22 protein-coding genes and 2 pseudogenes are annotated in these 26635 nt (G+C 69.0%); 16 read left to right on the top strand and 8 right to left on the bottom strand.

Annotated elements, in window-relative coordinates:
• Positions 1–209: dihydrofolate reductase family protein (locus ACZ3IC_RS24030; protein ID WP_467417566.1), on the top strand; the 209-nt coding region annotated here is incomplete at its 5' end.
• A 19-nt stretch (positions 210–228) separates the two neighbouring features.
• On the opposite strand, the gene ACZ3IC_RS24025 is transcribed toward ACZ3IC_RS24030, so the two are convergent.
• Complete coding sequence (locus ACZ3IC_RS24025) at positions 229–549, bottom strand: hypothetical protein (protein WP_467419018.1); 321 nt, start codon at positions 547–549, stop codon at positions 229–231.
• Between the two features lie 109 nt (positions 550–658).
• Between ACZ3IC_RS24025 and ACZ3IC_RS24020 the strand changes: the two genes are divergently transcribed.
• Positions 659–865 (top strand): DUF6225 family protein, encoded by a 207-nt coding sequence (locus ACZ3IC_RS24020; RefSeq protein WP_467419016.1) that lies wholly within the window; start codon positions 659–661, stop codon positions 863–865.
• Positions 866–921: 56 nt separating this feature from the next.
• Here ACZ3IC_RS24020 and ACZ3IC_RS24015 read toward each other — a convergent pair whose 3' ends face one another.
• A complete protein-coding gene (locus ACZ3IC_RS24015; protein WP_467419014.1) occupies positions 922–1413 on the bottom strand; it encodes a PIN domain-containing protein in 492 nt (163 codons plus the stop codon).
• A gap of 247 nt (positions 1414–1660) precedes the next feature.
• Between ACZ3IC_RS24015 and ACZ3IC_RS24010 the strand changes: the two genes are divergently transcribed.
• The gene (locus ACZ3IC_RS24010) at positions 1661–4876 is read left to right on the top strand and encodes a cytochrome P450 (RefSeq protein WP_467419011.1); all 3216 of its coding nucleotides are present in this window, start codon (positions 1661–1663) and stop codon (positions 4874–4876) included.
• 83 nt (positions 4877–4959) lie between these two features.
• Here the strand turns inward: ACZ3IC_RS24010 and ACZ3IC_RS24005 are convergent, their stop codons facing one another.
• The gene (locus tag ACZ3IC_RS24005; RefSeq protein ID WP_467419009.1) at positions 4960–5583 is read right to left on the bottom strand and encodes a TetR/AcrR family transcriptional regulator; all 624 of its coding nucleotides are present in this window, start codon (positions 5581–5583) and stop codon (positions 4960–4962) included.
• Between the two features lie 268 nt (positions 5584–5851).
• Complete coding sequence (locus ACZ3IC_RS24000) at positions 5852–6094, bottom strand: transposase (RefSeq protein WP_467419006.1); 243 nt, start codon at positions 6092–6094, stop codon at positions 5852–5854.
• Positions 6095–6648: 554 nt separating this feature from the next.
• Here ACZ3IC_RS24000 and ACZ3IC_RS23995 point away from each other — a divergent pair.
• Positions 6649–8499 carry a serine hydrolase domain-containing protein gene (locus ACZ3IC_RS23995; protein ID WP_467419004.1) on the top strand — a complete coding sequence of 617 codons (1851 nt, stop codon included), beginning with the start codon at positions 6649–6651 and terminating at the stop codon, positions 8497–8499.
• 294 nt (positions 8500–8793) lie between these two features.
• On the opposite strand, the gene ACZ3IC_RS23990 is transcribed toward ACZ3IC_RS23995, so the two are convergent.
• The gene (locus tag ACZ3IC_RS23990) at positions 8794–9612 is read right to left on the bottom strand and encodes a hypothetical protein (RefSeq protein WP_467419002.1); all 819 of its coding nucleotides are present in this window, start codon (positions 9610–9612) and stop codon (positions 8794–8796) included.
• A gap of 252 nt (positions 9613–9864) precedes the next feature.
• A complete protein-coding gene (locus tag ACZ3IC_RS23985) occupies positions 9865–10956 on the bottom strand; it encodes a LacI family DNA-binding transcriptional regulator (protein WP_467419000.1) in 1092 nt (363 codons plus the stop codon).
• Between the two features lie 243 nt (positions 10957–11199).
• On the opposite strand from ACZ3IC_RS23985, the gene ACZ3IC_RS23980 reads away from it, so the two are divergent.
• From ACZ3IC_RS23980 to ACZ3IC_RS23930, 11 genes are read left to right on the top strand one after another with little or no spacing between them, the layout of a single operon-like run.
• Complete coding sequence (locus ACZ3IC_RS23980; protein ID WP_467418998.1) at positions 11200–12468, top strand: ABC transporter substrate-binding protein; 1269 nt, start codon at positions 11200–11202, stop codon at positions 12466–12468.
• A gap of 12 nt (positions 12469–12480) precedes the next feature.
• Positions 12481–13449, top strand: coding sequence for a carbohydrate ABC transporter permease (locus tag ACZ3IC_RS23975; RefSeq protein ID WP_467418996.1), 969 nt, complete (start codon positions 12481–12483; stop codon positions 13447–13449).
• A complete protein-coding gene (locus ACZ3IC_RS23970) occupies positions 13436–14359 on the top strand; it encodes a carbohydrate ABC transporter permease (RefSeq protein WP_467418994.1) in 924 nt (307 codons plus the stop codon). Before ACZ3IC_RS23975 ends, ACZ3IC_RS23970 begins: the two co-directional genes overlap by 14 nt.
• A gap of 45 nt (positions 14360–14404) precedes the next feature.
• A complete protein-coding gene (locus ACZ3IC_RS23965; protein WP_467418992.1) occupies positions 14405–15169 on the top strand; it encodes an SDR family NAD(P)-dependent oxidoreductase in 765 nt (254 codons plus the stop codon).
• Positions 15157–16947 carry a heparinase II/III domain-containing protein gene (locus ACZ3IC_RS23960; RefSeq protein ID WP_467418990.1) on the top strand — a complete coding sequence of 597 codons (1791 nt, stop codon included), beginning with the start codon at positions 15157–15159 and terminating at the stop codon, positions 16945–16947. The genes ACZ3IC_RS23965 and ACZ3IC_RS23960 overlap by 13 nt, the downstream gene beginning before the upstream one ends.
• 3 nt (positions 16948–16950) lie before the next feature.
• Positions 16951–18936, top strand: coding sequence for a hypothetical protein (locus ACZ3IC_RS23955; RefSeq protein WP_467418988.1), 1986 nt, complete (start codon positions 16951–16953; stop codon positions 18934–18936).
• 2 nt (positions 18937–18938) lie between these two features.
• Positions 18939–19541 (top strand): hypothetical protein, encoded by a 603-nt coding sequence (locus ACZ3IC_RS23950; RefSeq protein WP_467418985.1) that lies wholly within the window; start codon positions 18939–18941, stop codon positions 19539–19541.
• Positions 19538–20617, top strand: a complete 1080-nt coding sequence (locus ACZ3IC_RS23945; RefSeq protein ID WP_467418983.1) for a DUF1565 domain-containing protein — start codon at positions 19538–19540, stop codon at positions 20615–20617. Before ACZ3IC_RS23950 ends, ACZ3IC_RS23945 begins: the two co-directional genes overlap by 4 nt.
• Complete coding sequence (locus ACZ3IC_RS23940) at positions 20614–21765, top strand: SGNH/GDSL hydrolase family protein (RefSeq protein WP_467418981.1); 1152 nt, start codon at positions 20614–20616, stop codon at positions 21763–21765. The genes ACZ3IC_RS23945 and ACZ3IC_RS23940 overlap by 4 nt, the downstream gene beginning before the upstream one ends.
• A gap of 10 nt (positions 21766–21775) precedes the next feature.
• Positions 21776–24238, top strand: a complete 2463-nt coding sequence (locus ACZ3IC_RS23935) for a polysaccharide lyase 8 family protein (protein WP_467418978.1) — start codon at positions 21776–21778, stop codon at positions 24236–24238.
• Between the two features lie 4 nt (positions 24239–24242).
• Positions 24243–25217, top strand: coding sequence for an acetylxylan esterase (locus ACZ3IC_RS23930; RefSeq protein ID WP_467418976.1), 975 nt, complete (start codon positions 24243–24245; stop codon positions 25215–25217).
• A gap of 10 nt (positions 25218–25227) precedes the next feature.
• On the opposite strand, the pseudogene ACZ3IC_RS23925 reads toward ACZ3IC_RS23930, so the two are convergent.
• Positions 25228–25479: pseudogene (locus ACZ3IC_RS23925) on the bottom strand (FAD-dependent oxidoreductase); the annotation flags it as partial.
• 357 nt (positions 25480–25836) lie between these two features.
• Between ACZ3IC_RS23925 and ACZ3IC_RS23920 the strand changes: the two are divergent.
• Positions 25837–25971: pseudogene (locus ACZ3IC_RS23920) on the top strand (IS256 family transposase); the annotation flags it as partial.
• 150 nt (positions 25972–26121) lie between these two features.
• Here the strand turns inward: ACZ3IC_RS23920 and ACZ3IC_RS23915 are convergent.
• Complete coding sequence (locus tag ACZ3IC_RS23915) at positions 26122–26604, bottom strand: GNAT family N-acetyltransferase (RefSeq protein WP_467418974.1); 483 nt, start codon at positions 26602–26604, stop codon at positions 26122–26124.
• Positions 26605–26635: the final 31 nt, after the last annotated feature.

Genomic DNA, 26635 nt, shown 5'->3' with positions numbered 1-26635 from the left:
TGGACGTGAGGATCGGTGGCGGGCCGACCACGATCCGCGAGTTCCTCGTCGAAGACCTCATCGATCATCTGCACATCGCCATCGTCCCGATCGTTCTGGGCCGTGGCGAACGCCTGTGGGACGGACTCGAAAGTCTCGAGAAGCGCTTCCAGGCCGAGTCCGTGACAACCCCCAGCGGCGTCACGCACATGACCTTCACCCGGCCGTAGCGACCACCCGCACAGGCGGTCATCGGCCGCGGTCTCCCACCCCGCACGCTCCGAAGACCGACAGGACAAACATCACTTCCAGGGACGGCACCACGTTCGCCGCCGACACGACCGCCAGGCCGCGCCGCCGTCCCGGGTGGACCCGGGCATCGCGGAAGCGGTGGAGCGGCAGAACCGGGTGATGCGCGAGCCGTCCCACCGGGCGTTCCCCGAATCCGATGTCGCCGCCGACGATGTGGGCCCTCAACCTCGCGGCCGCCCGCCGCTCCTTACCGAACGAGGCCGCGCTAACCGCGCAGCCGCGCCCCGGTACGGTGTCCACCGGCTGGGCCTGTGTCACTACCGGTGATCAGCATTTTACCCAACCCCCTGTGCCCCGGATCAGTGCTCTGGCCCGGGGCACAGCCGTGTCTTCGCTGACAGCACGGTCCGTTCGGCACTCTGTGCCCATGACCGACGTCTTCGAGCACACCCCGCAGGTCTGGAACGCCGCGCAGCTTCGCGACGCGCTCAAGGACTTGCCCGATGATGCGCCTATCCATATCGGCGTGGCAGGCGAACCCGGCGACTTCGATGAATGCCGGGACTTCGTCACGTGGACGCACATCAGTTGGAGAACTGGTGGCGGCCACCTCCACAGCGCCGGAACGCACTGAGACAGCGGCTGGACTGAACCGGTATACGCCGCGGCGACTCGCCCCCGGGTACGGGGTCAGATGGGGTTCAGCGGAGTGATGCCGGTACCCGCGTACAGCTCGGGTTCCAGCGACAGGACCGTGAGCGGCTCACCCGCCTTCACCGCGCGCCAGGCGATCGCAGCCGCGTGAGCCACCGGCCAGTCGACGGCTCTCCAGTCCATCGCATCCACCGCGTGGGCCGCGGTGAACGGAACGCTTTCCGCGAACCGCAGGGACGCCGTGTGCCGGCCCGCACCCGTGACCTGCCGCTCCGCAGCAAGGATCGACAGCGACGGTACGACGCCGGCGACCTCGTGGCCGGGGTGATCGCCCGGCTGCGCGTGACCGCGTCGACAGGGAAGAAGGGGCTGATGCTGCCGTCGATCAGGTGGACGTCCGAGAGGCACACCCCCGGCGGCCCGTACCTGGATCAGCACCTCTCCCGGAGCCGGAACGGGTATGGGCACCTCCTCGACGGCGAACGCGAGCGTGTTCAGGTGAAGCCGTCCGGCAAGCATGGTGATCACGGCGTGAACCTCGGGGTTCTTTTGAATGGGAAATGCGCGGATGGAGTGGCGCGCATGCGACTTGGTCGAGCGACCAGGTCGATCGACCAAGTTGAATGTCAGCCGACGGCGACCAACGTTTTCCGCCCGCCCGCAGTTCCATCGCGTGGTCATGTCGCTCGACACAATCGATGGACTTGGTCGAGTGACAAAATCGTCTGTATGTTGGTCGGGAAGCGATTGATGATGCGCAACGAAAGGCACGCTGATGACTCACGCGTCCGTGGGCATGGCCCAGGTGATACCCGAGCGCAAGGCGCTGCCCCTGATCGGCCACGCGCTCAACTGGCCCAAGAGCGCTGCCGAATTCCACGCCCAGGTGATGAAAGAGATCAAGGAGTTGGGGCCGGTTTTCCGGGTCCGCGCCTTCGGGACCGAGACCGTGATGGTCGGCGGCCTGGATCTGGTGACAGAGCTGTCGGACGAGTCCCGGTTCCGCAAGAACGTGCTTCCGGACCTGGTCGAGATCCGCAAGTTCGCCGGGGACGGCCTGTTCACCGCCTTCAACGACGAGCCGAACTGGCGCAAGGCCCACGACATCCTCATGCCGGCGTTCTCACTCGGCGCGATGCGCAGTTACCACGGCACCATGCTCCGGGTCGCGCGATCCCTTGTCGCGAAGTGGGACCGGGCCGTCGGGGCGCAGGCAGTGGACGTCGCCGAGGACATGACCCGGCTGACGTTCGACACCATCGGGCTGTGCGGCTTCGACTACGACTTCCAGTCGTTCCGCAGTGACAAGCTGCACCCCTTCGTCGAAGCGATGTCACGGGCGCTGGTCTTCACCCAGGAGAAGCTGCAGTCCCTCCCGGGCACGGAAGTGTTGCGGAGGAAGCAGGCCGAGCAGTTCCGCCGGGACACCAGGCTGATGACGGACCTCGTCGACGAGGTCATCCGGCAGCGCAGGGCGTCCAGCGACACGAGCGCGGACGATCTGCTGGGTCGGATGCTGCACACCCGGGACGCGGTGACCGGCGAGCTCCTGGACGACGCGAACATCCGCAACCAGGTGATCACCTTCCTCATCGCCGGGCACGAGACCACCAGCGGCGCCCTGTCCTTCGCCCTGTACTACCTGACCAAGCACCCAGAGGTGCTCGCGCGGGCCCAGGCCGAGGTGGACGCCCTGTGGGGGGACACGGACACCCCGGAACCCGACTACGGCGACATCGGCAAGCTCACCTACATCCGCCAGGTGCTCAACGAGAGCCTGAGGCTGTGGCCGACCGCGCTAGGCTTCGGCGTGGAGCCCCTTGAGGACACCGTCATCGGCGGCAAGTACGCCGTGCGCAAGGGCGAGGCGCTGACGATCTACGCCCCGGCCCTGCACCGCGACCCCGCCTGGGGTGAGAACGTCGAACTGTTCGACCCCGAGCGCTTCTCACTCGAGCAGGAGGCGAAGCGCTCGGTCCACCTGTACAAGCCGTTCGGCAACGGTGAACGCGCCTGTATCGGCCGCCAGTTCGCCCTGCACGAGGCCACCATGCTGCTCGGTCTGCTGGTGCACCGCTACCGGCTGATCGACCACGCCGACTACCAGCTGAAGATCAAGCAGACCCTCACCATCAAGCCCGGGGAGTTCGTCCTCAAGCTGGCCCGGCGCACCAGCGGCGAGCGCCGTCTGCCTGCAGCCGCCACGAGCAGCGCCCCCGCCGGCCAGGACGGGCCTGCGGCCCGAAGGGCCGCGGGCACCGCGCTCACCGTTCTGCACGGCTCCAACCTGGGCACCTGTGCGGGCATCGCCCGCGATCTGGCGGCGGCCGGCGCCGAGCACGGGTTCGCCCCGTCCGTGGCACCCCTCAACGGCCACGTCGGCAAGCTGAACGCCACGCAGGGCCCGGTGGTGATCGTCGCCGCCTCCTACAACGGCAAGCCCACCGACGACGCCGCTGAGTTCGTCGCGTCGCTGGAGGGACTTGAGACCGGCTCGCTCGACGGTGTCCAGTACGCCGTGCTCGGTGCCGGCGACCGCAACTGGGCGGCCACCTATCAGCGGATCCCCACCCTCATCGACGAGCGCCTGGCGGCGGCCGGCGCCACGTCACTGCTGGAGCGCGGCGTCGCCGATGCCTCCGGTGATTTCGCGGGCGCGGTGGACCGGTGGACGGACGATCTGTGGACCGCCTTGCTGGGGCGGTACGGCGACCCGGCGGCCCAGGCCGCAGCGGCCGCCGAGCCGGAGGAGGACCAGGGCCTTTACGAAATCCAGGACACCACCGAGTCGGTCATCGACGGACTTGCGGCACGGCACGGCGTACAGCCGATGGAGGTGCTCGACGCGTACGAGCTCGTCGACATGGACCATGAGCTCGGCCGCTCCAAGCGTTTCCTGAGGCTGCGGCTGCCTGAGGGCGTCGCCTACCGCACCGGCGACCACCTGGCCGTGCTCCCGAGCAACCCGGACGCCCTCGTGCAGCGGGTCGCCGACCGGTTCGGCCTAGGCCTGGACCGTACCGTCCGACTGCAGGCACGCCGCCGCAGCCGCAACACCCTGCCCGTCGACCGCCCGCTGACGCTGCGCCGACTGCTGACCGACTTCGTGGAGTTGCAGGACGCCGCCACCCAGGAGCAGGTCGCCGTGCTCGCCGAGCACACCGCCTGCCCGCCCGAGAAGCGCCCCCTGGCCCAACTCGCTGCGGCGCACCCCGAGACCTTCCGCGAGCAGGTGACGGCCGCCGGACGCAGCGTCCTGGACCTGCTGGAGCAGTACCACGCCTGCGAGCTGCCCTTCGAACGCTTCCTGGAGCTGCTGCCGGTCATGCGCTCGCGCCACTACTCGATCTCCTCGTCCGCCGAGGCCTCTCCCAGCGAGGTGGACCTGATGGTGTCGTTGCTCACCGCACCCCACCGAAGCGGCGAGGGCACTTTCCACGGCATCGCATCGCACCACGTCCAGACCGTGACCGCCGGTGACACCCTCCAGGCCCGGGTGCTGCCGTGCAGCGAGGCCTTCCAGCTTCCCAAGGACCCGTCCACGCCGGTCATCCTGGTCAGCGCAGGCACCGGGCTGGCGCCCTTCCGCGGTGCGGTCCTCGACCGGCTGCACACCCGGTCGACCGGAATGCTGCTGTGTTACTTCGGCTGCGACCACCCCGACGTCGACTACCTCCACCGAGAGGAGTTCGAAGCCGCTGAGGCGGCTGGAACCGTCAGCATGCGCCCCACCTTCTCGCGCGCGCCCGAGGGCGGCGCCCGCTTCGTCCAGGACCGCATCGCGCGCGAGAGCGAAGAGGTCTGGGCCGCGCTGGAAGCCGGCGGCCGGGTCTACATCTGCGGCGACGGCCGCCGCATGGCCCCCGCAGTGCGAGAGGCGTTCATGGCAATCTACCGCGAGAACACAGGCACATCCGACAAGGAGGCTGCCGCCTGGCTGACCTCCCTCACCGAGGCCGGTCACTACGTCGAGGACGTCTGGGCCGGCTGACCACAGCCGCCCCACCCCGCTCAACCAAACGGCCACGGACACGGACGCATAGCGCGCCCGTGGCCGTGGCCGTTTGTGGCGATTCAGTCCGTCGGTACTTCCGCGAGGCCCAACTGCCCCGTGGCCAGAGCCGTGGTCGCGGAAACCAGGCTCCTCAGACCCAGGGTTTCGGCGGCCGCGTCCGGTGCGTAGAGGTGCTGTACTGTCAGCCCGTCGAAGCTGGCGAGGAAGAAACGAGCGACCGTCTCCGCGGGCTGGGACAGCTCGTGTCCGGCGCGCGTCGCCGCCTCGCCCATCAGCCGCGCCGTCACCTCGATGACTCCGCGGTAGTGGGCCTGGCCGGCCTCACTCAGCTTGGGGGTACTCAGCGCCAGCAACGACAGCTCCGTCAGCAGGTGGTAGCTGGTCGACTCCTCGCTCACCATGCGCCACAGGGCGCCGGCCAGTGCAGCGATAGTCTCCTCGAAACCGGCGTCCTCGGGAGCCGCCTGCTCGACCTGCGCGATCAGGTCCTCGGTCAGCTGGTCCATGACCGCGCGGTACAGGTCCTCCTTCGTGCCGAAGATGTAGTGGACCGTGGCCTGCGCGACGCCGAGCTCGGCAGCGATAGCACGCGTGCTTCCGGCGGCCGCGCCCTTCCTCGCCATGAGGTCGATGGCTGCCTTGATGAGCTGGGGTCGGCGCTCGGCCGCGGAAACATGAGCCATACGCGGATTATATCGACTTGATCTTACGAACAAGTCGGCAGATCAAGTCGGAGCGCCGACGAGCGTGCTGTCGCCTCACCTTGACTCTGCCGGGGATCTTGGATGGTCGGACTCAGGTACCGAGAGTCCGCCAGGACTTCGGCCGGGGGATGTCGTTCTGGTCCAGGGAGGTCTGGAAGACGGTCGGCGGTCTCGATGAAGAAGCTTCCTCGGTCACTGACCGGCCGCTGAGGCGTTCGATGTTCACGGCAATGGCCGTGAGTACGTGTTACAGGTGGGCTTTCGGCCTTTCTCGGTAGCGGCAGCGGCGCATGCCGTGTCCGTGGGCGAACTCGTTGATGGCGCCCTCGCCCCCGGAGCGGACCGCGTAACGGGCCTTCCACTCGGGTGTCTGCTGCTCGCTACGGACACGGACCTGCAGATCGCGGAGTTCGTGGGGGAAAGCCCACGCTCCGGGCGCTCTCGCGAGAGGTGGTGCACCGACCCGGGCCAGCCGCGCGGGCTTGCCCACCCGGCCCGGGCTGGCCGTGCCAGAGAACGTGCCTCTTCCTGCCGAGCGCGTCCAGCAGGAAGGCGGGGTTGAGACGGAGGGTGTTGCCTCGGAGGGTGTTGCCTCGGAGGGTGTCGATGTCGTGCTCGATAGTGGACTGGATGGTCATGCCCTTGGTGCGCGCCTGATCGTCAGGATCGGCAAGCAGCGGGGCCGCGGTGAGAACTGCGTCGGCGTCCCATGCCAGGCTGACCGGCGTCAGGGTTTGACCTTTGAAGCTGTTGTCCAACTCCCGCTGGATCAGTTCGGGGCGTCTGGTGCCTGCTCCTTGAGAGCTTCGGGAAGGAGCTTTTAGGGCATTTCGGCAACGCAGCGAGCGGCCGTACCAGGCAGCGTTCCGAGCCCAGCGGGGGTTGGACAACAGCTTCTTTGGCCTTGGCGAGGGCCTGGCACTTCTTCGTGGCCCGCGCTGCCGCGTCCCGGTCGATGGCGACAACCATGTCGCGTGCGGTAGGAAGTTTCATTGCGGGACGAAATTTCTAAAGTTACTTTCGTGCAGCGGGAAGGGGTTCCGGATGACCGAGGACGCGGCGGGCAGAGGGATCAGCCGGCGGAGGCTGGGCGGCGGGATGCTGGCCCTGGGCGGGGCACTCGCCCTGGCGCCCATTCCGTTCGCGGAGCAGGCGTCGGCCATGGAGTCGGGGGCGGGGTTGTCGGGTATGCACGAAGGAATCGGAACGAGCGCGGCATCCGGGCAGGCACGCCCGACTCTGCGGCGCGGATCCGCCGCCCGCGCAGGGTTGCTGCAGGAACCTTTGGACCAATTGGTCTTAGATGCGGAGAAGTTCCTCTCCGACTCCCCCAAGCACCCTTGGTACGCCGGTGCGGTGCTGCTCGCCGGGCGCGGCGGCACAGTGGCGCTGCACCACCCGATCGGCAAGGCCGTGCGCTACGCGGCGTACGACGAGAAGACCGACACCGGGGTCGAGTTCCCGCCCCACCAGCAGATCGCCATGGCCGAGGACACGGTCTTAGACCTGGCGTCGGTGTCCAAGCTGTTCACCTCGATCCTGGCTGTGCAGCAGATCGAGCGCGGGACCCTGGAGCTGGAGGCGAAGGTTGCCTCGTATCTGCCCGATTTCGCCGGTGGCGGCAAGCAGGACATCACGATCCGTCAGCTGCTCACGCATACGTCGGGCTTCCGTGCCTGGATTCCGCTGTACACGGCACCGACGCGGGAGGGAAAGCTGGAGCTGCTCTGGAACGAGGTGCCCGCCAACCCGCCCGGCGCGGTCTACCTCTACTCCGACCTCAATCTGATCTCGCTGCAACTGGTCCTGGAGAAGATCACCGGCCGCACGCAGGATGTCCTGCTCCGTGAGCAGATCACTGCTCCGCTCGGTATGCACCGCACCCGGTACAACCCGCCGGCCTCCTGGAAGCCGAAGATCGCCGCGACCGAGGACGCCCGGCTCCCCTGGTCCGGCCTCGACCGCGGACTGGTCTGGGGCGAGGTGCACGATGAGAACGCGTACAGCCTGGACGGCGTGGCGGGCCACGCCGGAGTCTTCTCCTGCGCCTGGGACCTCGCGATCCTTGCCCGTACGCTGCTCAACGGCGGGATCTACGGCCGCGCGAGGATTCTCTCCGCGGAATCGGTGGACCTGCTGTTCACGGACTTCAACACCGCGTTCCCCGGCGATGCGCACGGACTCGGCTTCGAGCTCTACCAGCACTGGTACATGGGGGCTATGGCAACCCCTCGGACCGCAGGCCACACCGGTTTCACCGGCACCAGTCTGGTCCTGGACCCCACGACCGACTCGTTCCTGATCGTCCTCGGCAACTCGGTGCACCCGGTGCGCAGTTGGCGTTCCGGCAGCGCGCCGCGCGTCGCCACTGCCAACCAGATGGCGCGCGCCGTCGCGGTCCGTCCCATCCGGGGACGTACGGCGTGGTTCTCGGGGCTGGCGAGCGCCACCAGCGCGACGCTCACGCTGCCCGCGCTGCGTCTCGCGTCATCGCGGGCCCGGCTGAGCTCGGCCCTCTGGTGGGACACCGAGCCAGGGTCCGACTTCCTCTTCCTGGAGGCGTCGGCGGACGCGGGGGTGACCTGGCAGGCGGTGCCGTTCACCACCGTACCGATGACCGGTCAACACCACCCGGAGCCCGAACCGCATCCTACGGGCTCGGTCTCCGGCTGGTCCGGCCGCGTCTGGCACCGCCTCGACGCGGACCTCACCGCATGGCGCGGCAAGGAGGTGCGGCTGCGGTGGCGGTACGCCACGGACCAGCGGTACGTCGGGCGCGGGGTGTACGTGGGTGGCGTCCGGGTCGAGGACGACAACCGGACGGTCTTCGACGAGAGCCGGTCCGGCGATGCCGCGGGCATCGAGGCGCTGGGATGGATGGCTTCAGCTGACTGAGACGGGCTGTCGAGCCACTGCCGGCCGTGCCGGGGGGCCGTCCCCCTTCCCCGGCACGGTCAAAGCCCCACCAAGTAGGTCCCGACCGCCCCACCGGTATGGCACCACCGCCACCACGTGGCAGCTCCCGCCCACGATCCGGCCCCGACAAGCCGCACCGGCGCTGCGGAGCGGCGGGCGCGGGTGCCGTCCTCCGACCGCGCCGGAGGGCGACCACCGGGGTCGGGGCCAGGCCCAACAGCTGGTCGTGGCGTGCCCGTCCCGGCCCCATCGGGTCGGACGGGCACCGGCCGATCAGATGCCGATGATCCGGCCGTCGGGGTCGATCCGGGTCCAGGGGCCGGCGTAGGTGCTGCCTGGGACATTGAGGATCACCTCGGCGGTTTCGTCGCGGAACGGCCGCACGCTGACGTACTGCTTGCCCATCGGGATGCGCCATCTCCCCTCCGCGTCGATCAGCCCGTAGGAGTACGGATCGTCGGCCTGCTGCTCGACCCAGCTCAGCTCCAGATCCGCTGCGCTGTACGGTGACTGCTCCCCCGCGGCGAAGCCGCTGAGGGAGTAGTCGAACAGCCGGTGCGGGTCGGCTGCCTGGTCGGGCTCGGTGAACTCCTCGGCGCCGAGGCCTGCGACACGCTCTTCCTGATCGGCCAGGAAGCCCAGCAGCCACTTCGTGAAGCTGCCCAGATGCGTGACGGCGAGGGAGTCCTCGACCAACCACACCCCGTTTTCGGCCAGTGCGTAGCCGCAAATATCGGACAGGTCGGTGCCTGCGAAGAACGCGTGAGGGCAAGTGGTGGGCTCGCCCTCGACTGCCTCGGGAAAGCGGCCGTCGGGGTCGACGGCCATGGTCGAGAGCACAGCCATCGGCTCGGGCGGCAGAAACGATATGCCCTCCCGGTCGTAGCAGCTGAAGCCGAACACCGGGTAGCCGATTTCCGCGACGAAGGCTCGGTAGTCGGCGGGCAGCAGATGGTCCACTCGGGCCCCGTGGGGATGGTCGGCCGAACGGGCCTGGCGCAGGTCGGCGGGAGCGTACGCCAGTGCCCAGCCGAATCCCTCGGCCGCAAGCATCTTCTCGAACTCCCGCCAGCGGGAAACAATCTCGGTCATGACGGGCACCGTAGGCGCCGTTGGCTCGCCCCGTCCATCGGCATGGTGGCAGGCCCAAGTGCTGTCGTTCCGACCGGCTGCTGGGCCGAGCGCGGCACCCGCACGACGCCGGTGGCCGCGACGCCGCCACAAGGTGTCGCGTCCGAGTTTCGTTGCGCTCCTCCGTCGTCCGGATGCGCAATGCGTACCGGCCGGACCAAGCGGGTCACGCAGTCCTCGTCGGCGCGTTGCCCCGTGGTCCGGTCAACACCACTATGCGGACCGGCCCGCCAACCGCTGCCCGACCACGCTCGACCCGTCGGCCGGGGCCGTGGCCGTCGACTCCCGTACCACCAGCCTCGGCCGGATGAGCAGCGACCGTCCCGCCGCGGGCGCCGAGTCGATCCGCGCCCGCAGCTGCTGGAACGTCTCCGCGGCCATCTCCCGCAGTGGCTGGCGCACCGTCGTGAGTGGCGGTTCGAAGAGGTCGGCGAGGAGGATGTCGTCGAAGCCGACCACGGAGACGTCCTGTCCCGCGCTGCGCCCGGCGTCCTTGGCGCCCCGGCAGATCCCGATCGCGCACATGTCGTTGATGGCGACGAACGCGGTGGGCGGGCGCGGTCCGCCGAGGAGTTCCCTGGCGGCGTTCCGCCCCAGTTCCGCGGCATCCTTGTCACCGAACTCGGCGGTGTCGGCGCCGGGCCAGACGATCGCCTCGGCCGGGTCGAGACCGGCCGACTCCAGGGCGGCCCGGAAGCCTCGCAGTCGCTCGCGGCGGTTGACGCTGTTGACCGAGCCGGAGACGAACGCCAGCCGACGGTGGCCGAGTTCGGTCAGATGCCGGGTGGCGAGCTCGGCGCCCATCGCGTTGTCGACGCTGATGGAGGCCAGCGACGGCGGATCGCCCGCCTGCGCCGTGCGGTCGAAGGCGACCATCTTCAGTCCGCGGCTGAGCAGCGGTGTCATATGTTCGAGCGAGGGAAGCGAGGAGCAAAGCACCACTCCGCTCACCCCGTCGGCGAGCAGCTCTTCGCCGTACTTGAGCTCGCGGGCCGGATCACGCTCACTGTTGCAGAGCAGTACGTGATAGCCCTCGGCCAGCGCGATGGCCTCCAACTCACGGGCGAGCGCCCCCCAGAACGGGTTGGCGACGGACGGCACGATGAGACCGATGACCTTGATGCGACCGGTGCGCAGCATCCGGGCGGCACGGTTGGGCCGGTAGCTGAGCTGCTCGATCGCCTGCTCCACGCGGGCCAGCGTGGCCGCCTGCATACGGTCCGTACGCCCGTTGAGGACGTTGGAGACCGTGCTCGCGGAGACCCCCGCAGCCTCCGCGACCTGATGGATCGTTACCCCGCCCATGCCACCTCCGGTTCGGAACGCGTCTGACCCTATCAGTGTATCGATTTACTGAACTTTGTTCACCCGCACACCCGTCAACACCCCTGAAAATTCATGCGCATCAACTGTTGACGTCCCTCTCAGGAGCTTCCTAGCATCAGTGCATCGATTTACCAGTGCTTCTCAGCCATGGCCGATTTGTCGCCGTGGCCGATTTGTCAGCGCTGGATCGATCCACAGTCTCCGCCTCAAAAGGGGTGTCCCATGGAACTCAAAAGACGGTCGCTGCTTGCTGCCATCGGCGCCGGCACCGCTGCCGCCGCCCTCAGCGCTTGCGGCACCGGCACTTCGACGGCCGGCTCCGCCGACGGCCCCGTCGAAGGCGAGATCACGCTGCTCACCCCGATCTACGAAGACGCCGACGGCAAGACGCTGTTGGAGAAGGAGATACTCGGCGGGTTCCGGAAGAAGTACCCGGACGTCAAGGTGAACGTGGACTACACCACGTACGACCTGCTCAACGAGAAAATCACCACGGGGCTCGCGGGCGGACTGCTGCCCGACGTGCTGATGATGGGCGTGGGCTGGATCCCGCCGTTCGCCGCGAAGAAGGCGATCGCGGAGCTGCCCGAGAAGTTCGCCGCCGCGCACGACTACGAGAAGCGGGTCCTCGAACCGTCCCGGTACGACGGCAAGTTGTACGCACTGCCCGTCGTCCTCGACACCCGCATCGTCGTCTACCGCAAAGACCACTTCGCCGAGGCAGGCATCAAGAAGACCCCGGCGAACTGGGCCGAACTGCGCGCCGTGGCCAAGCAGCTCACGAAGGACGGCCGGATCGGGTTCGACCCGTTCTCCATCCATCTGCGCCAGTGCTGGGAGACCTTCCTCTTCGCCAACGGTGGCCAGCTGTTCAGCGAGGACGGCAAGAAGGTGCTGTTCACCGACGCCCGCGGGGTCGAGGCGCTGCAGTTCTTCAAGGACCTGATCAAGGACGGCTCCGCTGTCTACGCCAAGAAGACGGACGCCGGTGCCCCGACCAACGTACAGACAGGCAAGGCGTCGATGATGATGACGACCAGTGCCCTGTGGGATCAGGTCGAGGAACAGAATCCGGAACTCCTCAAGGAAGACAAGCTCGGCGCGTTCGTCCTCGCCAACCGCAAGCCCGCGATGCTCCAGGGCGGCACCCTTGTCACCCAGTCCGCCAGTTCCAAGCACCCGGCGGCGGCCCGTGCCCTCGTCGAGTACCTCGCGACGCCCGAGTCGATCCTCGGTGCGGCCAAGCAGCGAGGTTCGGTGCCCGGGCTGAAGGATCTCAGCGACTCCAGCTATGTGAAGGAGAACAAGTTCGTCGATCTCTCCCTGCAGAGCATGGGCCACGCGTACTCGGAGGGTGGCACCGCTGCCTGGATGGAGATCCGCGAAAAGATCAAGCCCACGCTGGAGCCCGCCATCGTGGGCGGCCAGTCAGCGAAGGACGCCATCGCGGAACTCGGCCGGCTCGCCGAGGCCGCCATCGGCCGGATGTAAGGACCCGTCACTGTGGCAGCGACATCCGTAGTGAAGGCGAGGCCCGCGCGGCCGCCTTCCCCGACCGAGCACACGGTCGCGAAGAAACGCACCGGCCGGGCACCCACCGGCCCGGGGCGCCGCAGGCAACGCGCCGGCATGCTGATGGTGGCGCCCGCGCTGCTGCACGCCTCCCTCTGGATCGGCCTGCCGGTCGTCGCGTCGGTGGTTCTGGCCTTCACGAAGTACGACGTGCTGACGGCGCCGCAGTTCGTGGGCCTGGACAACTTCCGGGACATGCTGGGCGACGCGGTGTTCCGCAAGTCCATCGTCAACACCGTCGTCTACACCTTCTTCACCGTGCCGTTCGGCATGATGCTGGGGCTGCTCGTGGCTCTGGCGCTGCACACCGGGCTGAAGGCTCGGGGCATCTTCCGTACCGCGGTCTTCATTCCCCAGGTGACGGCGACCGTCGCGATCGCCCTGGTCTGGCTGTGGATCTACAACCCGGGCAACGGGCTGCTGAACACACTACTTTCGTTCCTCGGGATCAACGGCCCGGCCTGGCTGGCCTCGACGTCGTGGGCGATGCCGTCGGTGATCCTGGTCGGCATCTGGCAGGGCATCGGCATGAAGATGCTCATCTACTTGGCCGCGCTGCAGTCCCTGCCGAAGGAGCTGTACGAGGCGGCCTCGGTGGACGGCGCGTCCAAGGTGCGGCAGTTCTTCTCGATCACTCTGCCGCTGCTGAAGCCCGCGACGTTCTTCGTGCTCATCACGTCGATGATCAGCGCGTTCCAGTCGTTCGACCAGATCTACATCCTGACCGACGGCGGCCCGGCCAACAGCACCACGATGATGACGTTCGAGATCTACAAGTCCGCCTTCCGGGAGTTCCGCGTCGGCTACGCCTCCGCGCAGTCACTGGTGCTGTTCGTACTGCTGATGGGCTTCACCCTGGTCAACCGACGGATCATGGGAGGCACCCGTGGCCACAACTGAGCTGCACAGGGGCGGGGTTGTGGGGAAGGACCGGCCCCGGACGAAGGGAAAGCCGCTCTCCGTCGGCCGGATCGCGCTCTATCTGACGCTCACCGTCGTCTCACTGCTGATGGTGGCACCGTTCGTGTGGATGGTGCTCACATCGCTCAAGACGCCGGTCGAGATCGCCTCGCAGGACGCCGGACTGCTCCCGGAACACTGGGAGTTCAGCAACTATGTCGACGCGCTGAAGGCGGCGCCGTTCGCGACGTACGCACGCAACAGCTTCATCATCGCGTTCAGTCACACCGTCATCAATGTGCTGGTGGCGTCGATGGCCGGATACGCGCTGGCGCGGATCAGGTTCCGGGGCAGCGAGGTCATCTTCTACGCCTTCATCGCCGCGCTGATGATCCCTACCTACACCAAGGTGCTGCCCGAGTTCCTGATCGTCCGCTTCATGCCGCTGGCCGGCGGCAACGACATCTTCGGTCAGGGCGGCAGCGGCTGGCTGGACTCCTGGTGGGCGCTCATCATTCCCGGCGCCGTCACTCCGTTCGCGGTCTTTCTCTTCCGCCAGTTCTATCTGGACCTTCCGGTGGAACTGGAGGAGGCGGCCAGGCTCGACGGTCTCGGCGAGTTCCGGATCTACGCCCGGATCATGACGCCGCAGGTCAAGCCCGCACTCACCACCGTGGCGCTGCTGACCTTCGAATCGTCGTGGAACAACTTCCTGTGGCCACTGCTGGTGACCCGTACGGACAGCCTGCGGGTGATCCAGGTCGGGCTCTCCGTCTTCAAGACGGAGAACGGCCCCCAGTGGCACTTCCTGATGGCCGGCACCACGCTGGCCACCCTTCCCATGGTCGTTCTCTTCCTCATCGGCCAGCGCTATTTCGTGCAGGGCTTCGCAACTGCCGGTCTCAAGTGACCGGTTCCGGTCCCAGGTGGCCGGATATCGAAAGGTTTTCACTTCATGTCTGCTGATCTCAACGGCTCCCGCGCACTGGTGACAGGGGCGGGCCACGGAATCGGCCGCGCCATCGCCGTCGCTCTTGCCGAGGCCGGCGCCGATGTCGCCGTCCACTACCACTCCTCCGCCGACGAGGCCGCGAAGACGGTCTTGGCGATCGAGGCACTGGGCCGCAGGGCGAAGGCGTTCAAGGCCGATGTCACCGTGACGGGCGATGTGGATCGGCTCGTCGAGGAAGCGACCGGCTTCCTCGGCGGCCTGGACGTGCTGGTCTGCAACGCGGGCCATCTGGTCGGCCGGGCCACGATCGCCGAGATGTCCGACGACCACTTCGAGCAGGTCATCTCCACGAATCTGACGTCGACGTTCCGCACCGTGCGGGCCGCACTGCCGCATCTGACGCAGTCGGCGGCCGGGCGCGTCATCACCATGTCCTCGCTGGCCGCGCACAACGGCGGCGGCCCCGGCTCGGTCGCCTACGCGGCAGCCAAGGCCGGAGTCCGCGGCTTCACCAAGGGCCTGGCCAAGGAGCTCGGCGGCACCGGCATCACGGTCAACACCGTGGCGCCCGGCTTCATCAAGGGCACCGCCTTCCACGACACGTTCACCGCACCCGAGGCGCAGCAGGCGATGGAGGCGGGCATCCCGGTCGGCCGGGCCGGTACCCCGGAGGACGTCGCCGCCGCGGTCGTGCATCTGGCGTCGCCTTCGTCCGGCTTCCTCACCGCCACCACCGTGGACATCGACGGTGGCGTGTGGCCGCGTTGAGGCAGATCGCCCGGGAGCGGGGCGGCTGGTGGCACGCGTACGTCTGCCCGGCGCACGGTGTGGAGCTCGACCACGGTGATCTGCTCGCCGGGGTCTTCCCGGCGGGCGGTGCGCGCTGCGCGTACGGCTGCCGGGTGGATGACGAGGCGGTGCGCGGTGCCTGGCTGGTGCTGTCGCACCAGGCGTGGGCGCGGCACCTTCGGGTGCTCGCCCACCGGGGCGAGCGTGCTCAGGCGGTGGCACGGCTCGTCGAGTACGCGGAGCTGTACGCGGAACTCGCCACCGAGCAGCACGGCGAGGCACAGACCTGGATGCTGCGAGGCCGGCTCTTCCACCAGGCGCTGACCGACGCAATCTGGGCAGTCAATGTCGGGCACACCGTGATCACACTGGCCGAGGAGTCCACGGAGCATCTGGCGGCGTTGCTGCCGCTCCTCGACGACCTGGAGCGGGCCGCGCTGGACGCCCGGGACGTGCTGACCGGCCAGGGCCATCTCGCCTCCAACTACACCGCGTGGCTCAACGCCGCGGGTGTGGCGGCGAGCCGGGGCGCCGCCGCGGCCCGCGGCCAGGAGTGGGACGGCGCCAAGCAGTGGCTGGAGGGCGAGCACGGGCTGTACGCGCACCTGCGGGTCGCGGTCGCCGAAGACGGCTGGGAGTGGGAGGGCAGCACCTACTACCACGGATTCGTGCTGCGGGCCGCGCTGTTGGCGCTGCGCTCCACCGACCCCGCGGCCGTTCCGTCCGATGTGGTGGACGTACTGGCCGGGATGACGGACGTACTGACGACGATCGCCACACCGGGCGGCATCCTTCCGGCACTGCACGACGGCCCGTATCTGCGCCGTCCGCTCGCTCTGGAATGGCTCGAACTGGCGGCACTCGCCCAGCAGTTGTTTCCTTCCCCCGCCCTCGACGCGGTGGCCGGGCGGGCCCGCGACGAGCTCGGGGCACACGACGACGGGCTCGACCGCGAGCTGGGCGGCTGGTTCGCCGGGCCACCGCTGCCGGAGCGTCCCGCGCCCGGTCCGCTCACGGTGTTCCCGACGGCCGGCTACGCGATGCTGCACCACGCGGGCATTCACGCACTACTGGACTTCGGTCCGCACGGCGGCTCGCACGGGCACCGCGACAAACTGTCGTTGTATCTGTACGGGGACACCACCCCGTGGCAACCCGACCCTGGTCAAGTGCCCTACGCCCATGCCGAGTTCCGCGATCTGTACGCATCGACCGAGGCGCACCCCGCCTTCCGGGTGGACAGCGCGGAACAGGCCGAGTGCACCGGGAAGTTGCTCGGCTCGGACGGCTCCTGCGTCACAGCCGAGGTGACCACGGCGTACGAAGCTGTGCGTGCGGTGCGGCAGGTCGCGCTCGGCGACAGCTACCTGGTCGACCTGCTGACCGTGACAGCCGAGGACGAGCGGCAGCTCACCGCGCAGCTGCGTCCCGGTGTCGCGCTGGACATCCAGCTCCAGGACGCGGGTCCGGTGCGCACCACCTGGTACGGCGACGAGACGCTGCACGGCTGGCACACCCACACCCCCGGCGCGGCCGTGCGTCCGGTCACCCGGCCGGGCCCCGGTCCGGCCGACGATCCGCAGCGCATGCGTACCCGGGTCGACTTCACCGCGAAGTCGGACCGGATCACCTTCGCCTCGGTGTATCAGGCGGCGTCAGCGGGCCCTGCCGTCACCGGCGTACAGCTGGACGGTGACGGACTGCTGACGGTCGCACTGGCCGACGGCAGCACCGCCCAGTTCCGGACGGAGGACTGACCCTTGTTGCTCTCGGCGACCCCGCCGCCCGGTCCGCGCCTCGCGCAGGAGGTGCGGTTGCACGAGGAGGCCGCCCGCCACCGCGGGCTGACCCCGCCCCGTACGCACCCTCTGGCCAGCATCACCTGGCTGGGACCGGCCGCCTCCAACCCGGCGCTGGCTTACCGGGTCGGCGGCGACCCGGCCCATCTGGCGGAGAGCCGCCGCTGGATCGAGGCCGCGGTGCGGTTGCCGCACTGGGGCAAGGCCCACATGCCGGACCACGATCTGGACGCCGGCTGGCTGCTGCACCATCTGTCGCTCGCGTACCGGTGGATCGGCGACGATCTGCCGGACGGGGTGCGGGCGCTGCTGCGGTACAAGCTGCTGCTCCAGGGGCGGCGGATGTACGAGTTCGCGGTGGCGAGCGAGGGCGCCTGGTGGTCGTCGTCGTACTGGCAGAACCACAACTGGATCTGTTACGCGGGTCTGGCGACGGCCGGTTATGTGCTGGGCAAGGAGGAGTGGACCGAGCGCGCCAAGGACAACCTCGGTACGGTCCTCGATCTGATGCCGGAGGACGGTTCGCACGCCGAGGGCGTCGTCTACTGGCGCTACGGCGTGCCCTTCCTCGCCATCCATCTGGATCTCCTCCAGGAGGCGGAGGGCATCGACTGGTGGGGGCGGGGCGGTTTCCTCTCCCGCACCTTCCGCTACCGGCTGCACCAGACCGCCCCCGGTTTCGCTTTCAACGTCGACCACGGCGACTGCCACGACCGGCGCAGCGGGCACAGTGCCGGTCTGTACTACCGTCTCGCGGCTCAGTACGGCATTCCGGAAGCACAGTGGATGGGCGATCTAGCCTCGGGTGAACTGCTGTGGCAGGAAGCCGCGGAGAGCGGGGTGCGACCCGGGATCCTTCCGGAGGCCTACCTCGAATACCTCTGGTACGACCCGTCCGTGGCCGGCGCCCGCCCCACCGAGACCAGGGCGTTCTTCCCGGATCTCGGTCTGCTCGCGGCCCGGACCGGATGGGACGACGACGCCACGCTCGTCTCGTTCAAGGCCAGCCCCGGCGGTGGTCACAAGGCGTGGGAGACATCGGCGAAGCACCGGGCCGAGCAGGGCTGGGAAACCCTCAACCAGGGGCACCACCACCCCGATTCGGGCTCGTTCGTACTGGTCTCGCAGGGCGCGTTCCTCGCGGTCGACGAGGGCTACAGCAACCGCAAGCGCGCCGCGCACCACAACCTGTTGCTGGTGGACGGGCAGGGGTACGCGGACGAGGACCGCTACCACGTCTACAAGGACATTCCGTACGAGCGGCAGGCCCGGCAGCGTGATGTGCTCGTCGACCCCGACTGCGACTGGGCGCATGCCACGGCGGAGATCGCCGCGATGTACGACCCCGGGCTCGGTGTGCGGCGGCTGGACCGGACGCTGGTGTTCACCCCGTCGGGGCGGCTCGTGCTGCTGGACCTCGCCGAGGCGGACACGGAACGGGAGTGGACGTTCCTGCTCCAGACCGACCGGCCGACCGAGCCGCAGCCGGACGGCAGCCGGCTGATCCGGTCCGAGGCGGCCTCGGCGCTGGTGCGGCAGTTCGCGCCGCTCGACGGTCCGGTCGTCTCCGAAACCACCGAGGTCGAGGCCAATCCGACGTCCAGCACACCGGAGCTGCGCCTCACTCGCACGCTGCACACGCTGCGCTCGACCGCCGCACGGTCGTCGAACGGTCTCTTCCTCACCGCGATCACCCCGGGCCCGGCACCGGTCGCCGCCGAGCGGGTCGTGTGCGCGGAGGGTGAGGGCGTCACCTTCGGCGAGGAGACCGTGCTCCTCTCCCCCGTCTCCCGTCGCATCCGTGCCGCCGCCGTCTCGGCGGACGCGGCGGCGGTGTTGCTCGGTGGTGACGGCTGCGTCCCGTATGTGGTGGCGGCCACCCGGCTTGAGCTGGACGGCCGCGTGCTGCTCGATGTCCCGGAGCCGTACACAGGAAAGGTCGGCTGATCATGCAGGCAACCCTCTCGTCCGGCTGGCCGACGTTGCTGCGGCGGCTGGAGTTCGTGGCCTACCCAGCCGCCGCAGGGGCCGCGTTCGCCGTGCTGTCGCTCGGTGTCGTGACCTGGCTGCCCGCGGTCGCCGCGATGGGGCACGCCCTGCAGCGGTGGCGGGCGGAGGGCGACAGCCGCTGCTTCACGAACACGTTCACCGCCTTCCCGCAGTACTGGCGGGCCCTGTGGCGCCACTCGCTCGCGTCCACGGCGGCGGGGATTGTCCTGACCGCCAACATCGTCTATCTGCTGGGCCGTTCGGAGCCATGGACGTTCGTGCTGCTCGCCGCCCAGGTGGGTATCGCGGCCGCGCTGGTCATCCATCATGTGGCCCTCGCGGCCGAGGCGGGCCGGTCACCGCAAGGGACGGTCCGCAGCTGGTCGCGCGGTGCGCTGGTGCTCGGCTTCGGGTCCGCGGCCCGTGGCACCGCACTGCTCGGCGCGGTGATCTCCGCCGCGCTGCTCTCCCTCGTCATACCGCTGGGCCCCCTGCTCCTCGGCCCCAGCATCCCCGTACTACTCGCTCTGTCCTTCGCAGACCCCAGGAGGCACACCTCATGAGCCGTGTACTACGCACCACTCTCGTCGCCGCTCTGGCCGTCGGCGCCCCGCTCGTCCTCCCGCCGGCCTCCGTGGCCGCCGAAGCCGCCACCGCGTACTACGTGTCGCCGGCCGGCAGCGACTCCAACGCCGGTACATCGGCCGACGCCCCGCTCGCCACGATCCAGAAGGCGGTCGACCTGGCACCGACGGGCTCGGTGGTGAACCTCGCCGCCGGTACGTACAAGCAGGACGTCGTGACCAAGCGCGCCGGAGTCACCATCACCGGCCGCTCGAACGCCGTCGTGAAGGGAGCGGGCGACGCCCGGATCATCCAGGTCCAGCACGACTCGACGACGCTCAGCGGTTTCACCGTGGACGGGCTGCACGGATCGTCCACCGCTGTGTCGGGCTACCGCCTCAAGCTCATCTATGTCATGAGCACAACTGCCGGCAACGGTGTGGGCGGTCTGCGTATCACCGGGATGACGCTGAAGAACGCCGCCGACGAATGCCTACGGGTGCGCTATCTGGTGACCGGCGCCGACATCTTTGACAACACGATCACCAACTGCGGGGTCGCCGACTTCAAGTTCGGCGGCGGCGGGAAGAACGGCGAGGGCATCTACCTCGGTACGGCCCCCGAACAGCAGGGAGCCAACGGCGCCCCGGACGCGGCCCCCGACATCAGCAAGAACAACCGCATCCACCACAACACCATCGCCACCCAGGGCAATGAGTGCGTCGATGTGAAGGAGAACTCGACCAACAACTACGTCGAGTACAACGACTGCAGTGGCCAGAAGGACTCCAGCTCCGGTGGGCTGGACGCGCGCGGCAGCGGCAACATCTTCCGCTACAACACCGTTCACGACAACGTCGGCGCAGGCATCCGGCTCGGCGGCGACACCGCGACCGACGGCATCAACACCAGTATCTACGGCAACACCATCACCGGTAACGCGGGCGGCGGCATCAAGTTCATGCGCACCCCGCAGGGTCCGGTGTGCACCAACACGATGAGCAACAACACCGGTGGCGACGCGGTCGGCACCTACGGCAGCGAGTACGCGCCGACCGGTGCGTGCCCCCAGTGAGCGGCCGGGGACCCGCGAGACGCGGGGTACTGACGGCGGCGGCCGGTCTGGCGGCGGTCGCCGCGACGGCGCCGGGGGCGCAGGCCGCCGACGCTTCGAACAGTGGCGTGGGCCGGTCGCGCTGGACGACGTCCTGGGCGACCGCGCAGACCGCGCCGACCGCCGCCGACGCGGTGGCGAGCGCCGGGCTGACCGACGGTACGTTCACCGCCCACGTACGGCTGTCGGCGGGCGGAACGGTCCGGCTGCGCTACGGGCACGCCTTCGGCACGGTTCCGGTCCTGATCGGCCCGGTGACGGCGGGCGGCCGACCGGTGACGTTCGGCGGGCAGCGGCAGGCGTGGATCGCCGCGGGTGCCTCGCTGACCAGTGACCCGGTCGAGGGTCTGCGTGCCACCGAAGCGGCCCGGCTGACCGTCGAGACACGGTTGCCGGGCCCCACCGGACCGCTCTCCTTCCACCGCAACACCCACGCCTCGCACACCGTCGACGGCGCGCGCACCACATCGGTGTTTCTGCTGACGGGTGTCGAAGTGACGGGCGCGCACGGGCCGGTCGTCGCGGTGCTCGGCGACTCGATAACGGAGGGCGTCGGCACACCCGACGACGCCGATCTTCGCTGGCCCGACCAGCTGGCCAGGCGCCTTCCCGGTTCGGCCGTCGCCAATCTCGGCATCAGCGGCAACCGGGTGCTGCTGGACGACGCCCGGTTCGGGCCGAGCGGACAAGCACGCTTCGACCGCGACGTGCTGTCCCTTCCGGGACTGCGGACCGTACTCGTGCATCTCGGCGTCAACGACCTCCAGCAGCCGCCGAGCCAGACCGATCCGGCGCGCGTCCTGGCCGGGTACCGGCAGCTGGTGCTGCGCGCCCGTAATGCCGGGCTGCGGGTGGTCGGCGCGACCATCACCCCGTTCGAGGGGTGGATCCGCTGGACGCCGGAGCTGGAAAAGGTACGTCAGCAGGTCAATGCGGAGATCCGGACCGGCCGGGTCTTCAACGCCGTGGCCGACTTCGACGCGGCACTGCGCGACCCGGAACGCCCGTCGCGGATGCTGTCCGCCTGCGACAGCGGCGACGGACTGCACCCCAATCCCGCCGGTCATGCCGCGCTGGCCGCGGCCGTCGACCGCCGACACCTTCTGTGAGGGCCACAACATGAACCCAGACACCGCCCGAGGCACCATCCGGGGAACCGCTCCGGTCACCACCCGGCGCACCGTTCTCGCCGGGGCGGCGGCGCTCGGCGCGGCCGCAGCCCTGCCGCTCACGCTCGCCCCGGGCACTGCACACGCGGCGACCGGGGGCTCGGCGGCCGGGGACACCGTCGTCGATGACGCCGCCTCCCTGCGCACCCGCTGGCACACCCTCCTCACCGGCGGCCCTGGTCTCGACCTGACGGACCCGCAGATCGCCGCGGCCGTGGCCAGGATCGGCAAGGCCGCGACCACCTCGGCGAAGGGCCTCGACCCGACCCGTACCGATGGGCTGTTCCCCGATCTGACCAGCACCACGCTCTCCAACCACGTCACGACATCGTTCAAGCGACTTGCCACGGTCGCGACCGCGTGGGCCGTGCCCGGCACTCCTCAGTACGGTGACACCGCGCTGCGCGATCTGCTGCTGGCGGGCATCGACTGGATGCTGACGAACCGATACGGCCCCGACCACACCCGGTTCGACAATGACTGGGACTGGGAGATCGGCTCCGCGCTCGCCTTCAACGACGCGGCCGTGCTGCTGTACGACGCGCTCGGGACGGAGCGGCTGACCCGGATCACCACCGCCGTACGGCACTACACGCCCGACCCGAACCTCTGGCGGGCCGACCGGCAGATCGCGACCGGCGCCAACCGGGTGTGGATCTCCACCGTCGTCGCCGTCAACGCCGTGCTCCGCGACAACGGCGACGATCTGGCCCGGGTCCGTGACGCTCTTTCGGACATCGAGGGTTCGGGTGCCAACAGTGTCCTCGCCTTCAACGACGCCGATGCGGCGGCGGAGGGTACGGGCGAGGGCTTCTACTCCGACGGCTCGTTCCTCCAGCACTACAAGCACCCGTACAACGGCGGATACGGCAAGGAGCTGCTCAACAACCTCTCCCGGCTGCTGAACCTGCTCGCCGGTACGGCGTGGACGGTCACCGACCCCGATCTCGACAATGTCCGCACCTGGATCGACGACGGCTTCGACCCGCTGCTGGCCCGCGGCGATGTGATGGCGTCGGTGTGCGGGCGTGAGATCGCCCGCCCCAGCAAGCAGGGACATGTCTCGGCGCAGACGGTCATCGAGGCGGTGGTGCGGCTGATCCCGAGCTTCCCAGGTGAGACTGCCGACCGGTTCACCGCCCTGGTCAAGCAGTGGATCGCCGAGGACACCTACCGGGACTTCCTGGCCGTGACCGACCTGGCGTCGCTCGTCGCCGCCCGGCAGGTCATCGCATCCCCGGTGCCCGCGCGCGGCCCGCTGGTCGCACACAAGCAGCACCCCCGGATGGACAAGGCGGCCCACCACCGGCCGTCCTTCGCGCTCGGCATCTCCGCGTACTCGTCCCGGATCTACAACTACGAGTCGATCCAGAACGAGAACCTGCACGCCTGGCACCTCTCCGACGGCATGGTCCTGCTCTACACCGACGACCTCGGGCACTACAGCGAGGATTACTGGCCGACCGTCGACCCGACCCGCCTTCCGGGCACGACCGTCATCGCCGGCCGCCAGGCGAACGCGGCGGGGCAGCGCACCACCAGCACGGCCGACTGGGCGGGCGGCACCGCACTGCCGGGGACGACGCTCGGGGCGTACGGCATGGAGTTGCGCGCGTACGGAAGTTCGCTGCACGGGCTGAAGAGCTGGTTCTGCCTGGACGATGTGATCGCCTGCGTCGGCTCGGGCATCACCTCCGAGGCGGGCACGGCGGAGACGGTCGTGGAGAACCGGAAGCTCCGCGACCCGAAGGCGGCCCTGCTCGTCAACGGCATGGCCGCGCCCACGGACGCAGGCTGGTCGGCACAGCTCGACCGGGTGCGGTGGCTGCATATCGCCGGTACCGGCGGCTACATCTTCCCCGAGCCCGCCACGCTCCACGGTCTGCGCGAGGACCGCACTGCGACCTGGCGCGAGATCAACCTCAAATACGGCACGGACACCCCGGTCACCCGCCCGTATCTGACGCTGTGGCAGGACCATGGCACGGCGCCGAGCGGGGCCGGCTACTTCTGGCTGCAGGCCCCGGCCGCCTCCGCCGAGCGTACGAAGCGCTGGTCGGCCGCGCCTCCGGTGAAGCCGATCGCCCGCTCCAGCGCTGTGCATGCGGTACGCCGCTGCGCAGATGGTCTGGTCGCCGCGAACTTCTGGACCGCGGGCACCGCACAGGACCTGACCTCGGACGGTCCCGCCTCGGTGCTCGTACGACCGGAGGGAAGGACAGTGAAGGTGTCGCTTTCCGACCCGACACAGCTGCGGACCTCGGTCGTCCTTGACCTGGCGCAGCGCGGTCTGCGCGTCGTCTCCGCCGATCCGGGTGTCGGCGCCGCACCCACTGGCAAGGGCATCCGGATCACCGCCGACACCACTGGACGCCACGGTGCAACCCTCAACCTCACCCTGAAGAGGAGCTAGACCCTTGCTGTTCGACATGTCCCTGGACCGGCTGCGCGACTACCGGCCGGAGCCGGAGGAGCCGGCCGACTTCGACGCCTTCTGGGAGAAGACGCTCTCCGAGACGGCCCGCCACCCCCTGGACGCCGACTTCGTCCCGTACGACGCCGGTTTCGCGACGGTCGATGTGTTCGACGTGACGTTCCGGGGCTGGGGCGGGCAGCCGGTCAAGGCGTGGCTGCTGCTGCCGAAGGTGCGCTCGGGCCCGTTGCCCGCCGTGGTGCAGTACATCGGCTACAACGGCGGCCGGGGCATTCCGTACTCCTGGCTGACCTGGAGCGCACTCGGGTACGCGCATCTGATCATGGACAACCGGGGCCAGGGCGGCGGCGGCAAGAACACCGCGGACACCCCGGACATCGGCCCGGACGGACACGGCTCGTCCTCCCCGGGGTTCCTGACCCGCGGCATCGAGGACCCGTACCGCCACTACTACCGGCGGCTGATCACGGACGCGGTGCGGGCGGTGGACGCGGCGAAGGCCCATGCGGCGGTGGACGCTGCGCGGGTGGCGGTGCTCGGGGGCAGCCAGGGCGGCGGGCTCGCCGTGGCCGTCGCCGGGCTGCGGGACGACATCGCGGCGGCCGTCGCCGATGTGCCGTTCCTCTGCCACTACCGCCGTGCCTCGCAGATCACGGACGCCGGACCGTACGCGGAGATCGCCCGCTGGCTGTCCGGGCACCGCTTCCGGATCGACGAGGCGATGGAGACCCTGTCCTACTTCGACGGAGTCAACTTCGCGGCGCGGGCGACCGCCCCGGCGTGGTTCTCGGTCGGTCTGATGGACAAGATCTGCCCGTCGTCCACGGTGTTCGCCGCGTACCACCGCTATGCGGGTCCGGCCGAGATCGAGGTGTTCACGTACAACGGGCACGAGGGCGGCGCGGAGTACGACCTGCCGCGCAAACACAACGCGCTGCGCGGCGTGTTCGGACGCTAGTGCACGAGGGTCACCGGCCCAGCGCCGCCATCGCGGCGTTGTGGCCGGGCCCCCGCTGACCCCACCGCCGCGTACGGCGCCCGCACCGCACAGCAGCACATTGGCGTGCCGTCTCCACACCCCACCGGCCGGTGGATTCGGTGGCGTAGGGGAAGGCGAGGTCCCGGTGGAAGATGCGGCCGCCGGGCAGCCGCAGATCCTGTTCGAGGTCGAGCGGTGTCTTCGCCTCGATGCACGACTCGCCGTTCTCGTCGCGTGCCAGGCGCCGCTTGGATCAGCCGGCGGAGGTGAGAGCGGTCACCGCCGCCGCATTCGATTGAGGCCCCGGAATCCGCTGACCGCATGCGACGGCGCCCGCCTCCGAGCTGGGGGCGGGCGCCGTCGCGCGCGCGGTCGATCAGTCGGTCAGGTCCCGGGCTGCCATGGCCTTCAATCGCTGATCGAAGATGGCTTCGGCACCTGCCGCAGCTGGGCAGGGCCACCACGCCGATCACGGGCAGCTATTCAGTGCTGGTGGTCATTTCAGATCCCATTTCCGCTCCAGCACCTCCAACGGGTCCTCGTCCTGCGGCCCTGCGTAGGAGAACCACACGCGCCACGCCGTCGACACGGCGTCCTAGCCGAGGACCGCGAGCACGCCGAGCGGGCCATTCAGACCTTCGCCAAGCTCTACGGCGCGAAGTTTCCCAAGGCCGTCAAGAAGATCACCGACGATCAGGACGTCCTGCTGGAGTTCTTCGACTACCCGGCCGAGCAATAGCCGGAGCCCTCGCTGTTCTGGCTAACGGGCTGCCCGACGTGCGGAAGACAACCCTGGGCCCGCACCCTGTCCCGGCACCTGGGCCTACCGCTAATCAGCAAGATGATTGGTCGCCTGATGGATGCCGCCCACCCGTTCTTGCCCTTACAGGTTCTTACGCATGGACATCGACGACACTTCGTAGCCGCTGTGGCGATACATTGCGATGGCCGCCTCGTTGCCTCCGACGACATTCAAGGCAAGCGCTGTCTTGCCCTCGCGAGCGACGAGCTCCTCGGCGGCCGCGAGGATGGCGGATCCGTATCCACGGCGTCGGAACGGCTCGAAGACGTTGATGTCGTACAGCCACGCGGAGCTAGCGGTGCCCGACGCCTGGCCCGGATCCGGACCGATCCACGCGTTCCCCACCACCTCGCCTGATCCGTTCTCCGCCATCACGAGCTGATGACCGGCTGTGTCGGGGCCGTCAGGGAGGAACTTGGCCGTGCCGTGCCTGACCCGTTCTCGCGCCAGCTCTTCCGACATGAACTTGCTGAGCACACGAGCCGACTCGGCTTCACGATGCTCAGTCGCCGCGCGATACTCCGCCGGCGTCATCTTCCGAAAGGTCACCTGCTGCGCACCCATGCCGCCATCTTCAACCGGTCACTTGTAACAG

Source organism: Streptomyces sp. NPDC002958, assembly GCF_055563255.1.
The sequence above is the reverse complement of the archived record's forward strand: the minus strand, read 5'-3'. Positions and strand labels throughout refer to the sequence as shown.